Raw genomic sequence first — 14,583 nt, 5'->3', positions numbered from 1 at the left:
CCGTTTAATAGTCATCACGATGAATCAACCCATTCAGCAATTAATACCCGTAAACATCCCAGACGATGACGAAATCGACCTGGCAACTTATCTCGACATACTTTTTGATAATCGGTGGCTGATTATCGGAATCGCGTTAGTGATCACGCTGCTCGGCACCGCTTATGCGTTTATCGCCAAGCCGATTTACGAGGCGAATATTCTGATTCAGGTAGAGGATAGCCCCAATTCATCAAAGAATATATTGGGTGACATGTCTGCGATGTTCGACGTGAAGACCGCCGCGACATCTGAAATGGAAATTCTCCGTTCGCGCATGATCGTGTCTCGTGCAGTTGATAATTTGCGGCTCAACACGACCGTGCGGCCTAAATACTTTCCCGTGGTTGGCGCGTGGTTAGCAGGGCGTAACAAAAAACTTTCCGAGCCAGGACTATTCGGCAGCGGTGGTTACGCATGGGGCGCTGAGAAGATCGAAGTCTCCACATTTAATGTGCCTGAGTCATTGGAAGATCGCGATTTCGTACTCACAGCGGGTGTCAATGGGCAGTACAGTCTTACCGAAAATAATCAAGATATAGCACTAAAGGGTAGCGTAGGATCAATACTTAAAGCGGGCGAAGAAGGTGGCAACATTGAGTTGCTGGTCAATCGCCTTTCGGCTAAACCTGGCACACAATTCCTGTTACACCATACGTCTCGCCTAGCCACGATCGAAAAGCTGCAAACTTCGATGGCTATTGCGGAAAAAGGCAAGCAATCAGGGATTATCGGTATTACGCTAGAAGGTACTAACCCAACATTAACCAGCAATATCTTGAATCAAATCGGGCAGGAATACGTCCGGCAGAATGTAGAGCGTAAATCAGAGGAAGCTGAAAAGTCTCTTTCTTTTCTCGACAAACAACTGCCAGATCTGAAGCGCCAATTAGAGCAGTCAGAAAGCAAGTTTAACCAGTTCCGCAATGCAAGCGGTACTGTTGATTTGGGCGAAGAAGGCAAGATGCTGCTTCAGCAATCAATTATCGCCCAAACCAAGATGATTGAACTAAAACAAAAAAGAGAAGAGCTTCTGGTTCGCTTCACGACCGGTCATCCTGCTGTGGTGGGGATTGACAGCCAGATGAAAGAGATCGTTGCAGAAATGCAGGCAATTACCACCCGAATTAAGAGGCTGCCGTTGCTGGAGCAAGACGTGTTGCGCCTTAGCCGCGACGTCAAGTTAAACACCGATTTATATACTGCGTTATTAAACAGCGCGCAGCAGTTACGTCTGGTTAAAGCCGGTAAAGTAGGTAACGTGCGATTGGTTGACGCAGCCATGGTGCCTGAAAAACCGATCAAACCTAATCGGCCGATTGTGATCGCGATTGCCGTGTTGATAGGTCTGTTTTTAGGCGTGATGTGCGCCTTTATCAAAAAATCATTATTTGGTGGTATCAGCGACTCCCATGAGATTGAGCAGATGCTGGGGCTCACCGTCTACGCCAACGTACCGCATAGCAAACAACAGGTGGATTTGTATCAAAGAGTGCTGGCCAAGTCGAAACAAGTGTCCGTGCTTGCACAAATCGATCCCACTGATACAGCGATTGAAAGCTTACGAAGCTTCCGTACATCATTGCAATTCTCGATGCTGGATGCCAAAAACAACATCATCATGATTACCGGTCCGACGCCCGGCTTAGGGAAATCATTTGTTTCAGTAAACGTAGCGGCAGTGTTGGCAGTCGCTGGTAAAAAGGTCCTGCTCATTGATGCCGACTTACGCAAAGGCTACCTCCATCAATACTTTGGATTCGGCCGTGAAAACGGATTGTCGGAGTTGGTTGCGGGAACGGTCAGTCTTGAACAGGCCGTGCATAAAAGCGTCGTTGAAAATGTTGACTTCATCTCTACCGGGCGCTTCCCACCTAATCCGTCGGAATTGTTGTTGCACGAGAATATCGGGCAATTACTGAAATCCTTGTCTGGCAGTTATGACTACATTTTTATAGATACGCCGCCTGTACTGGCCGTGTCAGATACCCTAATTCTTGGGCCGCACGTTGGTGCACTCTTCATGATTACCCGCGCTGGTCAGAGCACGATAGGTGACATTAAGGAGTCTATGAAGCGCTGTAGTCATACAGGCATTCCGGTTAAGGGTGTCATTTTCAATGATATCAAACGTCGTCCCGGTAGCTATGGCTATGGGTATAAATACGGCAAATATCGTTATACACAATATAAATATTAAGTACTGAAATAGGTATTTAAAAAAAACAGACACGGAAACGGTCTTCTTCTTACCAAGGAAGGGTGAAATGGGAAGAACGAGAAGAAAACAAAAGATGTTTTATCTTTCACGCCGTGCGCGTCGATCTGTTTTTCTTTGCGGTCTTTTAGCCGCCTTTTGCGTGACTGTTTTTTTTATTCTGACGCAATCGTAAATGGCAGTACAGATTTGATCGTTGTAATGCGTGTGTTTTTGTATCAGTTCAGGGCGTCTGTATTGGGACTATTTAGATGGGCAACAACTGTGTTGCCCAAGTTGAGTCTGCTGGTAATGCGTTGTTTATTGAAGTCAGATTGACTCGAAAAGTAAATTCTATTTTACCGATCTAGTCGACTGAGGAATGGCACGCCATCCGGCAATCAAAAAATAAATAATAAACAGGTGAAATTTAAATGCGAGTTCTAATTATAGAAAATTGCAAAAGCGTTTTTGAAAGTGTGGGCATTCAGTGGGCCGAAATATTAAATCCATCAGTTCGGTGTGACGGTGCTTGGCAATCATTAGTTCAGCTTTCCTCCGCGCAAACGAAAATCGTTTCAGATAGCCTATTGTTATTCTTGTCGAAGACGCATGACATATTGACTCGCAATAAAAGCGAGGCGCCAATTTTATGATAATGCCCATATCAAATATGGTCGAGGCCGGTTCGGCCGCGGCTTTGGCCAGTTTTGCCTCTAGCGTGTTGATCGTGATGTCGCAAGGTTGGCACGGTAAGCATTCATTTGACCACGATCTATCTGGCGTACAAAAATTCCACACCACCGCGGTTCCACGCGTTGGGGGAATTGCAGTGATCACTGGCATTATCTTCTCTCTCGTATTTCTTGCCTTCAGCAATCCGCTGGTGGAAACGGAGGTTGACATAAAAGATGCCTTCAAACTTCTACTCGCAGCATGTCCGATTTTTTTTGCAGGGACGATGGAAGACTTGACAAAAAAAGTTTCCGTACGGGTGCGGCTATGCGCAAGCATCCTGTCAGCCTTACTAGCAAGTTGGTTGTTGGGCGCTACGATTGATGGCCTTGACATATGGGGGGTGGACACGTTGTTGACACTTGCGCCGATTGCGATTGTGGTTACAGCCTTTGTTGTTGCAGGTGGCACAAACGCCATTAATATCATCGATGGATTTCATGGCGTCGCCGCAAGTGCCGTCATTATTATGTTGGCAGCCCTAGGCTTTCTCGCTTGGCGTCAAGGCGACATGTTTGTGACTCAATTAGCGATATTAGGAGTAGGTTCTGCGTTCGGTTTTCTATTGGTTAACTATCCTACCGGCCGCTTGTTTGTAGGCGATGGCGGCGCATATCTTTTGGGTTTTTTGGTCTCCGAGATCATGATCTTGCTGCTGATACGCAACCCTGCAGTCAACGCATGGCAAGTTCTGGCAATCTGCGCGTATCCGGTTATCGAGGTATTAAACAGCATTTACCGCAGAAAATTCATTCGTAAGGCTAGTCCGGGACGCCCCGATAGCCTCCATCTTCATACGCTGATTTATCGTCGCCTGGTATGTCAGATGGTTCGCCACAATCCAAATAGACCGTGGATTCGAAATGCTTCTGTGGTTTGTTTTGTTGGGGCATGGATTGCGGTTATGGGTTTTGCCGCGGTCATGTTGGGGGACGGTATTCCTGGTGCTGTGGCAGTTGTTTTGGTGCAGGTGTTCTTGTTTATGATGGTGTATGCGCGGTTGGTGCGTGGGCGTTGGAGTCGTTTTTCAAACAGGGTGAAAACGATAGGCTTGCTGAGTGTAAGGGATGTCGAACTACCGTAATAGTAGTAGATTTTCAGAGGGATAGCCTGGTGTGCAGGGGGAAGCAAAACCTGACCATAATATTTTGAATATATTAAAGATAATATGGCCTACCTTTTTCTGAATGTAAATCTGGCATTCAATGCGAATGCTCTGATAACGGCACGAACCAAGACAACAACGTAAAAAAAAGTACCATGACCAATCCCAAAATATTACCAATCATCCTCTGTGGTGGAAGCGGCACACGATTGTGGCCGCTGTCGCGCAAAGCTTTTCCAAAGCAGTTTGTGCCTTTAGTCGACAAAAAAAGTTTGGTACAACTTACTTTTGAACGCATGCTTTATTTATCCGACACGGTCATGACTGTAGCTGCCGAAGAGCATCGATTTTTGGTGCAAGAGGCGAGCGATGCCGCAAAGGTAAAAGCGCGTCATATCTTGGAACCTATGGGTAGGAATACCGCGCCTGCCATGGCGGTGGCCGCATTAAATTCCGGTCCTGATGATTTACTATTATTTGCCCCGGCTGACCACCATATTCCCGACGGATTGGCTTTTGCCAAGACCGTCAAAAGAGCGGTACCTGCTGCGGAGGCGGGTAACATTGTCACTTTTGGAATTGTGCCGACTTTTCCAAGTACGGCATACGGTTATATCGCCCAAGGTATCGTATTGGAAGATGGTTATACCTTTCGAGTGGAGCAATTCAAAGAGAAGCCGAATACTGAAACTGCTAAAAGCCTTTTACTGCGTGGTGGCAATCTTTGGAACGCAGGTATTTTTCTTATCAAGGCGAGTGTTTTATTAAATGCCTTATCTGAGCATGCACTGGATATTCTTCAAAATTGTAAACAGGCTGTGGAGAAACAAAGTGTTGATGGGGCATTTATTCGCCTTGATCCGGAAGCATTTACGTCCTGTCGTGCGGATAGCATCGACTACGCCGTATTAGAAAAAAGTCAGTCAGTCGTCGTAGTTCCGTACACCGGTCAATGGAGTGACGTAGGTAGTTGGAATGCAGTAGCGACACTAAATGAGGCTGACGCAGACGGGAATCGTAATTATGGACAAGGACATGTGCTGGACTCAAAGAATACGTTTGTGCATGCGCCTCATCGATTGGTAGTGGCACTAGGGACGACTGATTTAATCATTATTGATACGCCTGATGCTGTGATGGTCGTTGCGGCCAGTCACGCAGAAAAAGTCAAAGAAGTAGTAACGTACCTTGAGCAACAGGCCATTTCTCAAGCGACACAGCATAGGCGAACTGCCCGCCCTTGGGGCGTATATGACAGTGTGGATAGCGGTGACCGTTTTCAAGTTAAGCGCATTACCGTAAAACCAGGCGCACAACTCTCTCTTCAAATGCACCACCATAGAGCGGAGCATTGGATTGTTGTAAAAGGGACCGCAAAAGTCACTCGTGGCGATGAAACCTTTCTACTTTCAGAAAACCAATCCACTTATATTCCTTTGGGCACTACTCACAGATTAGAAAATCCGGGGAAAACACCACTGGAACTCATCGAAGTGCAAAGTGGTAGTTACCTAGGAGAAGACGATATTGTGCGTTTTGACGATGCATATGGGCGCATTGCCTCAGTTATCCCAATTAAAAATCAAGCCTGAATAAAATGAATCCATCGCATCCAAAAGTCGCTCTCATTACCGGAATCACTGGGCAAGACGGTTCTTACCTAGCTGAATTTTTGCTTGAAAAAGGATACATAGTTCATGGTATCAAGCGCCGGGCTAGTCAATTTAATACGGCACGCGTGGACCATTTATACCAAGATCCCCATATAGATCATAGAAACTTTGTTTTGCACTACGGTGACTTGTCAGATGGAACCAATTTGATTCGCATCATCCAGCAAACACAACCAGATGAACTTTACAATTTAGCCGCGCAAAGCCACGTGGCTGTAAGCTTCGAGTCGCCAGAATATACCGGTGACATCGACGGAATGGGAACTCTACGGTTATTAGAGGCGATTCGTATTTTGGGTTTGGAGAAAAAAACACGGTTTTACCAAGCAAGTACGAGTGAACTTTATGGCCTTGTTCAAGAGACTCCGCAAACGGAAACAACACCTTTTTATCCTCGTAGTCCTTACGCTGTTGCTAAGCTATATGCCTACTGGATGACGGTAAATTATCGTGAGGCATATGGTTTGTATGCGTGCAACGGTATTTTGTTTAACCATGAGAGTCCTCGGCGAGGGGAAACATTTGTAACGCGGAAGATAACGCGAGGCTTGGCTAACATCGCCTTAGGTTTGGAACCCTGTTTATATTTGGGAAATTTAGATTCTTTGCGTGATTGGGGACATGCGCGTGACTACGTTCGTATGCAATGGTTAATGTTGCAACAGGATGAGCCAGACGATTTTGTTATTGCCACGGGTAAGCAAGTTTCTGTTCGTGAGTTTGTCAGTAAGAGCGCGGCTCAACTCGGTATTGACCTCCGTTTTGAAGGCCAAGGAGTAAACGAAGTCGCCATCGTACAAGCTGTGAGTGGCGATAAGGCCCGAGCAATAGAGATAGGCGACGTGATAGTTAAAGTAGATTCTCGTTATTTTCGACCCGCGGAAGTGGAAACTCTTTTGGGTGATCCGACAAAAGCGAAAGAAAAACTTGGCTGGGTGCCCGAGATTACGTTAGATGAAATGATAATAGAAATGATAGCCCACGATTTTGACCTAGCTAGCCAGCACGCGCTATTAAAGAAAAATGGTTATAAGATTTCCGTAAGCGTTGAGTAGAAGATAATGCAAAAAAACAAAGTAATTTTCGTGGCAGGTCACCGCGGCATGGTAGGCGCTGCCATTTTGCGTGAGCTCAAGAAGCGCGATTATAAAAATATTATTACTCGCACCCATACGGAACTCGACTTAGAGGATCAAGGGCAAGTAAAGGCGTTTTTTGAGTCGCAGCGAATTGACGAAGTGTATATGGCGGCAGCTAAGGTTGGCGGTATTCATGCCAACCACACATACCCCGCTGAATTTATTTACCAAAACTTGATGGTCGAAGCGAATGTGATTCATCAGTCATGGAAGACTGGTGTTCAAAAACTGTTATTTCTAGGCTCATCCTGCATCTATCCGCGTTTAGCCGAGCAACCGATAAAAGAGAAATATCTGCTTACTGGACGACTTGAACCTACCAACGAAGCGTATGCAATAGCGAAGATAGCTGGTATAAAATTGTGCGAAAGCTACAATCGACAATACGGTACAGATTATCGCAGCGTTATGCCGACAAACCTATACGGTCCCGGAGATCATTATCATCCAACAAATAGTCATGTAATTCCGGGCTTAATTCGACGCTTCCACGAAGCTAAAGTAGTCGATGCAAGACATGTTTCAGTATGGGGTAGCGGAACGCCGCGCCGCGAATTTTTACATGTTGAAGACGTTGCTGATGCTTGCGTGCATGTGATGGAACTCGATCGTATAAATTACGACGCACATACTTTGCCAATGGGGTCGCACATAAATATTGGGACTGGCGAAGATGTGACAATTCGCGAATTGGCTGAAATAATAATGAATGTGGTGGGTTTTAAAGGGGAGCTTATGTTCGACCTAAGCAAACCGGATGGTCCGCCTCAGAAACTACTTGACGTATCTCTAATGGGTGAAATGGGATGGAAGGCAAATATAGATTTGATAAAGGGAATCAAGCTAGCCTATGAAGCGTTCCTGGTGGCTGAAAAAAAATGAACATTATCAGGAATGGAATAGGCTACGTGAGCTATAGAAACGTAGCGTTTTTTTTGAAATTTAGCAAACAACTTTCGATGATAGGGAGTTCTTTCAGTGTTCCTTGGGTTGTAAGGATTGCACTAGCTATTTCTCCATTAGATAAACTATCGCAATCATTGAGAGGATTCGCATGTGTGGTTTAGTTGCTATATTTGCTTATGCCTCCACTGGTCCTGCAATTGACCGAGAAGAGTTGATAAAAATTCGTGATCATATGGGCAAGCGGGGACCGGATGGCGCTGGTCATTGGATTTCTGCAAATGGAAAAGTTGGCCTTGGTCATAGACGGTTGGCAATTATTGATCTCTCAGAAGGTGGACACCAACCAATGGGATCGAAAGATGGGAATGTCCAAATAATATTTAATGGGGAAATTTATAACTTCAAGGAATTACGTAATGAATTGGAGCAAAAAGGACATTACTTCAACAGCCATAGCGACACAGAAGTGCTTCTTGCTGCATGGTTAGAGTGGGGCGAAGACATGTGTTCAAGGTTACGCGGAATGTATGCATTCGTGATTTGGGATTCTAATAAACAGGGACTCTTCCTTGCACGAGACCCGTTTGGTATTAAGCCCCTTTACATATCAGATAACGGGACGACCATGCGAATTGCGTCGCAGGTAAAAGCCCTGTTGGCGGGTGGGGCGATCGACACACGTACCGATGCTGCTGGCCAAGTAGGCTTTTACCTTTGGGGACACATTCCAGAGCCATATACCTTGTATAAAGGGGTACGAAGTATTCCTGCAGGTACTGCTTGCTGGATATCAACAAGTGGAGCAAATCGTCAAATACGATTTTTTGATATTGCCGAATTGGTTGCCGAAGGAGAGGTAAACGCTTGTGATATGAGTCCAGACGACGCTCGTCACGTAGTGCGAGAAGCGATGCTTGACACAATGAAGCATCACCTAATCGCAGATGTTCCCGTGGGAATTTTTTTATCATCAGGTGTGGACTCTACTGCGTTGGCAGCACTGGCTAAGGAAGTCAGTGGCGAAAAAGTACATACACTAACGATTGGTTTCGATGAGTATCGTGGCACTCATTTAGATGAAGTACCTCTTGCAGAAAAATTTGCCAGGAAGATTGGCTCCGAGCATCAAACCCGTTGGGTTAATCGTGAGGAGTTCGTAGAGCTCAAAGGCCAATTCCTGAACGCGATGGATCAGCCGACTATTGATGGCCTCAACAGCTATTTTGTTTGTAAAGCCGCGGCAGATGCTGGTTTCAAAGTAGCAATTTCTGGATTAGGAGGGGATGAGCTTCTACGTGGGTATCCAGCCTTTCGACAAATCCCAAGATTGGTTAATACGGTTGGTCCTTTTTCTGGCTTGCCAGGATTAGGGCGGGGATTACGTTTCGCTAGTGCGCCATTTTTCTCACGAACGATGACGCCGAAATATTCCGGATTACTTGAGTATGGTGGGAGCTACGGTGGAGCTTACCTGCTGCGCCGCGCTCTCATGATGCCTTGGGAGCTTTACAGTGTCCTCGAGCCGGGCACCGTTAAAGAGGGGTTGGACGAGCTCAATACTGTTTATTTGCTTAATCAGAGCGAGAGGCATTTAAAGCAACCGCATAGTAAAGTCGCGGCGTTAGAAGCATGCTGGTATATGAGAAATCAGCTATTACGTGATAGCGATTGGACTAGCATGGCCCACTCCGTTGAGCTTCGCGTCCCGCTTGTCGATATTCCGACGTGGCAGAAGGTATTAACCACAGGTGCAGGTATAAGTGGCAAGCAGTTACTTGGATCAGCACCCGTACCTCCACTTCCAGATGAGATCGTGTTTAGGGCTAAAACTGGTTTTAGTGTTCCAATCGGAAGCTGGCACGCCAATAAAGTGGTTAAGTCTCAACGACAGCCTACGATCCGAGCATGGAGCAGGCATGTTATTGAGCACTTCACCAATGCAATTGAACCGGATTTTAAAGCGCATCTATGAAAAAGTTCGCATTGTGGGCTCCTGATATGGCTTCACGCGGAGGCGTACAAAGTTACATGTGGCGACTTTGGGAGATGCTGCATCAAATTGACGATGCATCGATCTGCGGTCTCGTATTAAACAATACGTCTGCGCAACTTAATGAAAAGTCGGTTGAGACTGCCGCAGCGATCTGCGGCTGTGCTGGGAGTAAAGTCCGTTTTGTTTTTGAGGCTTTAAGTGGCCGGTACAAGGGGCACGTTGTAATTGTTGGACATTTACATCTAAGCCCAATAACTTGGCTGGCAAGGCGAGTGGGCCTTATAAAAGGCTACATAATAATTCTTCATGGCATTGAAGCATGGAAACGTAATACTTTTCTTGAGCGTTTGGCCTTGAGACAAGCTGATTCGGTTGTGGCAACAACCAACTTTACTGCTATTGAAAATAAAAAGGTTAATGGATTACTTGGGGGAAATTACCATATTATTTCTCTTTGCGCAGAGCGTATGGTCGCGGCGCCCAGTCAAAAATTTATGCTCGCTGGAAAGTTTCCCGTTCTATTTGTCGCTAGGCTTGCAGCAGAAGAACGATATAAAGGAATAGATACGTTAATTGATAGCATTAAGTGTTTACGGTCAGAAGGTATTGCAGTCACATTAAATGTTGTAGGCGATGGTGATGATCGTGATCGTATTGAGCAATATGCCCAAAGCGCAGGAGTGGGAGAGTTGTGTAAATTCTTTGGACGTTTATCTGACGAAGATCTTCAGGCTGCTTATCAGGCAGCAAAGTTATTCATTATGCCGAGCAAAAAAGAAGGGTTTGGAATCGTGTTTCTGGAAGCAATGCGGTATGGCGTACCCTGTATCGGCGGCAATCACGGTGGAACGCCCGAGGTTATCGAGAATGGACTTGACGGCCTGCTTGTTGAATATGGTGATGTGAGCGCTTTAGTGCATTCCATATCTTATTACGTCAATAACCTTGACGCGCGTAATAGCGCTGGCCGGCTTGCAAAGACTCATTTCGATGAAAAATTCAACTTTAAAAATTATTCGGCTCACTGGCACACTCATCTGATCAGGTTGGCAAAATAAATAAAGTAATTTACACGGTAGCTTTTATGAACATTTGTTTCATTCAACAATTGCTATTTTTGTAAAATATAGAAAATTCAATAAAAAACGTGAAAATTAATTTTAGGTCGCCTGGGCTGGATGTATTTGTGAAACGATCTGTAAGGCAAACTATCGTTCAATTATTTCAAATAATAGCCACACTTGGATTAACAATTTATTCTGCAAGAATATTAGGACCAGAAGGACGAGGTTATGCCACCACAATACTGGCTACTTTGCAGTTGCTTACGTGGTTATCAACATTAGGTATCGGAAGAGGCTTATCAAAATTTGGTACCAATGGAACTGGATTAAGTCCAAAAAAAATTCAATGGACGTTATTAGTCTACGCCATAGTTGCTGTTTCATTTGTCTGGCTAATATTTTATTTTTATCCTGGCTCCAAAATATTCAGCGGTATGCATGCGACTTTTTTCTTCGTTTTAGTTATATTTCTTTTAAATGATTTTGTAAAAAATGGATTAATGGGGAACGGTTATTACAAAGAATATGGAAGAACATGTAATATTGAAACATTGGCATATGTCATATCAGGATTTTTATTATTTAAAGCTGGTTATGGTGCCGTTTCATTAATATATGGTGCAGCGATTGCCTCTTTTATTTCACTATTATTTGGCTGGAGAAAAATTGTCGTTAATGAATTATCGAAAAGTACTAATGGAGATCAAATAAGTCTGGTAACGGTAGTAAGATTTTGTTTGAAGACGCATGTAGTTGATATTCCCCGCATGTTTCTTATGCAGGCTCCTCAGCTTTATATTGCGAGATTCATTGGACTGGGTGAAGCCGGCCTCTATAATGTTTCTACAGCCATCGCGAACGTTTGTCTGACTTTTATTAAGCCTGTTGCAGCGATATTACTCTCGGAGAAGAAAAGAGATGAAAATGTAGCACGACAAAGCTTGCATGCTGTAGTAATTCTCTGTATCCCTCTCTTCTTAAGTTATGCGTTTGTGAAATTGTTTGGTAATGATTTATTTACCGCGATTTTTGGTTCTAAATTTGGGATGGGAATGAAATACTTAGATTTAGCTTTATTTATTGGATTTTTCAGCACTTTGTCCCAAATATATTTTTCAGCTGCAATGGCAATATCACGACCAGAAATTGGTGCCATTTCTGCAGTATCTGCATTATTAGTGGGGATTGGAATACATTTACTTTCACAAAACACTTCCCATTTTGGGGGCAACTCCTTACTCGTTGGACTTATATCAATAGACTTTATCTTGCTTGCCGTCATATATCATGCGAAAAAAAGAGTATAACGTTTCCGTCGTAATCCCTAATTACAATGGAGAGAAATTTATTGCTCAGGCAATAGAGTGCATTCTTGCTCAAAACGTAAGTTCTTTAATTGAATTAATAATTGTCGACGACGCCTCAACTGATAACTCTGTTAATTTAATTGAAGAAAAGATAAGAGATATAACCTGGGCAAAGTTGGTTTCTTTAAAAATAAATGTGGGTCGCTCCAAAGCAAGAAATTTAGGCGTTGCAGTATCAAAATATTCTCTGATTCTTTTTCTGGATAATGATGACTTGCTACCGTCTGATTATATTAAAAATTTATTAAATCTTGCGAATATTACTAAACTAATTGAGATTGTAATCGCAGGGCAAAAAAATTATTTCCTTGACGGGGAGTATGGGTTGAGAGGCCCACTGGAAATACATGATAGTTCTTTGGAAAGTATTTTATTAGGAAAATTTTTTGTACCAACGGGGTTTATGATTTCAAAAAATATATTTGAAGAACTCGAAGGTTTTGATGCACTTTTACACGAACGTGAAGATTGGGATTTCGCCTCAAAACTATGTATCGCTGGCTATTCTATTATTGCCAGCGATATGCCCGTTTGGGTGAGGTTGCACCAAAACAATAATAGTAAAAATCACGAAAGATTTATTTCAGCTACTCTAAAGGTCCATGAACGTTTAGCTACGTATTTCAAAATTACCGGCGATAAGAAAATGCACGCGAAATTATGCTCTTATACGGCTTCTCAGATTGCTCGAAGACCAGTGAAATTAGCTTTAAGGTTTTGTGGATTAAAGATTGCGTTTAAAGCCTTATTTATAGATATAAGAGTTTCCATAGGTCAATCTATTTTTTTTACTATTGCACGTCTGTTGATACGAATGACTATTAGAAACAAAAATACATAAATTTATTATTTAAATAGTGTTTATGTTGAATTTATTTGGATTATTTTCTTGGCTTAATAAAATCGTATTGTTTTTAATTAAATGACAATCAATAAAATTTAACTCAATATTAATTATATTGAGCGGAATGAAAAACACTAATTTGCCAGCTTTTTTGGCTACTTTTCTTTGTATTATTTTTTCGGTCCACGCCGCCATAACCTTGAATGCTGGCGTTGGATTTTTTGGTTTCTTTATATTATTAAGCTATTTTTGCGCAATAGGTATTGTTTGGAGAAATGTAAAAAATCCCTCTAAATCTGCTGCCGGGACTGCCGCTCTTATCGCTGCCGGATGTATTGCTCTTCAGTATTTTTTATTGTTGTCTGCGAATCCGATTAATGGCCAATTTATTATTGGCGATTCTGATAGTAAACTTTATCATAACATTGCTGAAACTATTTCTATTAATTTCAAGTTATTTGATCAAATAACCTCTTTTAGCCATGTAAAAGAAGCAGCAGATATTAGTGGCTATATTGTTCCAAATTTTGGAATGTTTTGGTTTTTGGGAGTCATTTATTCCGTTTTCGGTATTGAATGTGGACCAGGAATCTATTTATTAATTAATGTAGTATGTGCTATGGTTATAGCCTATTTTTCGGTATTAATAGCGGGACTATATTCAAATAAAGGGATTTCAAAATATACTGCTACATTATTTTCTTTATTGATTTTCATGAATTTTTCAATATCTGAACATGCTTTTCATTTACGTAAAGACTTTTTACTTGTCGCATTATTAATGGTGTCAATTTATTATGGAATAATGGGGCGTTGGATTTTATTCTTGCTATTTGGATTTCTAACCGTACAGTTAAGATCTATCTTTTTATTAGTGTTAATTATTCCAGTATTTTTTTTGATAATAAAAAATACTTCCATTATTTGGAAAATATCATTAAAACTAATTCTTATTTTTGTAATTGTTTCTGTCGTAGTGCTTTCGAACTTGCCTCAATCAATTTACTTATTATTTGGGTTAATATCCAATGATAATGATTTAACCACGCTTAGTGGTCTTTATGGCACTGCGAATGGAAGTGCTATTTTAGTAAAAAATGGATTGCTACAATGGGTATATATTATTTTTTATCCATTTCCTTCGCTGTCTGCAGCCACGTATATTACGACTGATGGATGGATATCTCTTTCTGTATTTTGTATTAACTTCTATTTATTTTTTGGAATTTTTAAAACTCAAATCCAAACTTCTTCTAATGACAATAGGTACGCACTTTTATTTTCTGTATTAGGTGTTTTATTTTTATTATTACTTATAAACCTTGTCACTGCAGCTGCTACTGGCTCCTTTGGTGTAGTGGAACCAAGATATAAATTTGCTTGGTGGGTTTTTTCTGGAATAGTAATGATGGCTTATAAAAGTAATAAAGGGTATTTAAAAATGAGGGGTAATACTTAGTTATATTAATTTCAATATAGATTACAGGTAGGCAGAAGATTGCGTTGATGAGGATTTCTCCG

General features: G+C 42.4%; 10 protein-coding genes. All 10 read left to right on the top strand.

Going from position 1 to position 14,583, the window contains the following annotated elements; translation table 11 throughout:
* Window positions 1–19: 19 nt before the first annotated feature.
* The 10 genes from RGU75_RS05380 (at window position 20) to RGU75_RS05335 (ending at window position 14,521) form a co-directional block, all read left to right on the top strand.
* Entirely contained in the window at window positions 20–2,239 is a 2,220-nt protein-coding gene (locus RGU75_RS05380; RefSeq protein WP_322233698.1) for a polysaccharide biosynthesis tyrosine autokinase, read from the top strand.
* A 649-nt stretch (window positions 2,240–2,888) separates the two neighbouring features.
* Window positions 2,889–4,055 carry a glycosyltransferase gene (locus tag RGU75_RS05375; protein WP_322233695.1) on the top strand — a complete coding sequence of 389 codons (1,167 nt, stop codon included), beginning with the start codon at window positions 2,889–2,891 and terminating at the stop codon, window positions 4,053–4,055.
* Between the two features lie 176 nt (window positions 4,056–4,231).
* Window positions 4,232–5,668 (top strand): mannose-1-phosphate guanylyltransferase/mannose-6-phosphate isomerase, encoded by a 1,437-nt coding sequence (locus RGU75_RS05370; protein WP_322233693.1) that lies wholly within the window; start codon window positions 4,232–4,234, stop codon window positions 5,666–5,668.
* A gap of 5 nt (window positions 5,669–5,673) precedes the next feature.
* A complete protein-coding gene (gmd, locus tag RGU75_RS05365) occupies window positions 5,674–6,804 on the top strand; it encodes a GDP-mannose 4,6-dehydratase (RefSeq protein WP_322233690.1) in 1,131 nt (376 codons plus the stop codon).
* Between the two features lie 6 nt (window positions 6,805–6,810).
* Complete coding sequence (gene fcl / locus RGU75_RS05360) at window positions 6,811–7,770, top strand: GDP-L-fucose synthase (protein ID WP_322233687.1); 960 nt, start codon at window positions 6,811–6,813, stop codon at window positions 7,768–7,770.
* Between the two features lie 172 nt (window positions 7,771–7,942).
* On the top strand, window positions 7,943–9,766 hold the full coding sequence (gene asnB, locus RGU75_RS05355) for an asparagine synthase (glutamine-hydrolyzing) (RefSeq protein ID WP_322233685.1): 1,824 nt from the start codon (window positions 7,943–7,945) through the stop codon (window positions 9,764–9,766).
* Entirely contained in the window at window positions 9,763–10,845 is a 1,083-nt protein-coding gene (locus tag RGU75_RS05350; RefSeq protein ID WP_322233683.1) for a glycosyltransferase family 4 protein, read from the top strand. The genes asnB and RGU75_RS05350 overlap by 4 nt, the downstream gene beginning before the upstream one ends.
* Before the next feature lie 128 nt (window positions 10,846–10,973).
* Window positions 10,974–12,158, top strand: a complete 1,185-nt coding sequence (locus tag RGU75_RS05345) for a lipopolysaccharide biosynthesis protein (protein ID WP_322233681.1) — start codon at window positions 10,974–10,976, stop codon at window positions 12,156–12,158.
* Window positions 12,139–13,059, top strand: coding sequence for a glycosyltransferase family A protein (locus tag RGU75_RS05340; RefSeq protein WP_322233679.1), 921 nt, complete (start codon window positions 12,139–12,141; stop codon window positions 13,057–13,059). The genes RGU75_RS05345 and RGU75_RS05340 overlap by 20 nt, the downstream gene beginning before the upstream one ends.
* Before the next feature lie 127 nt (window positions 13,060–13,186).
* A complete protein-coding gene (locus tag RGU75_RS05335) occupies window positions 13,187–14,521 on the top strand; it encodes a hypothetical protein (protein ID WP_322233676.1) in 1,335 nt (444 codons plus the stop codon).
* Window positions 14,522–14,583 lie beyond the last annotated feature (62 nt).

It is taken from the genome of Glaciimonas sp. CA11.2, assembly GCF_034314045.1.
Taxonomy (GTDB): domain Bacteria; phylum Pseudomonadota; class Gammaproteobacteria; order Burkholderiales; family Burkholderiaceae_D; genus Glaciimonas.
This window is presented reverse-complemented; position numbering and strand designations above follow the sequence as displayed.

What these genes read in the sequence shown, in the direction of transcription:
- RGU75_RS05380 (WP_322233698.1), top strand. Translation starts at nt 20, where the DNA reads ATGAATCAACCCATTCAGCAATTAATACCCGTAAACATCCCAGACGAT.
- RGU75_RS05375 (WP_322233695.1), top strand. Translation starts at nt 2,889, where the DNA reads ATGATAATGCCCATATCAAATATGGTCGAGGCCGGTTCGGCCGCGGCT.
- RGU75_RS05370 (WP_322233693.1), top strand. Translation starts at nt 4,232, where the DNA reads ATGACCAATCCCAAAATATTACCAATCATCCTCTGTGGTGGAAGCGGC.
- gmd (WP_322233690.1), top strand. Translation starts at nt 5,674, where the DNA reads ATGAATCCATCGCATCCAAAAGTCGCTCTCATTACCGGAATCACTGGG.
- fcl (WP_322233687.1), top strand. Translation starts at nt 6,811, where the DNA reads ATGCAAAAAAACAAAGTAATTTTCGTGGCAGGTCACCGCGGCATGGTA.
- asnB (WP_322233685.1), top strand. Translation starts at nt 7,943, where the DNA reads ATGTGTGGTTTAGTTGCTATATTTGCTTATGCCTCCACTGGTCCTGCA.
- RGU75_RS05350 (WP_322233683.1), top strand. Translation starts at nt 9,763, where the DNA reads ATGAAAAAGTTCGCATTGTGGGCTCCTGATATGGCTTCACGCGGAGGC.
- RGU75_RS05340 (WP_322233679.1), top strand. Translation starts at nt 12,139, where the DNA reads ATGCGAAAAAAAGAGTATAACGTTTCCGTCGTAATCCCTAATTACAAT.
- RGU75_RS05335 (WP_322233676.1), top strand. Translation starts at nt 13,187, where the DNA reads ATGAAAAACACTAATTTGCCAGCTTTTTTGGCTACTTTTCTTTGTATT.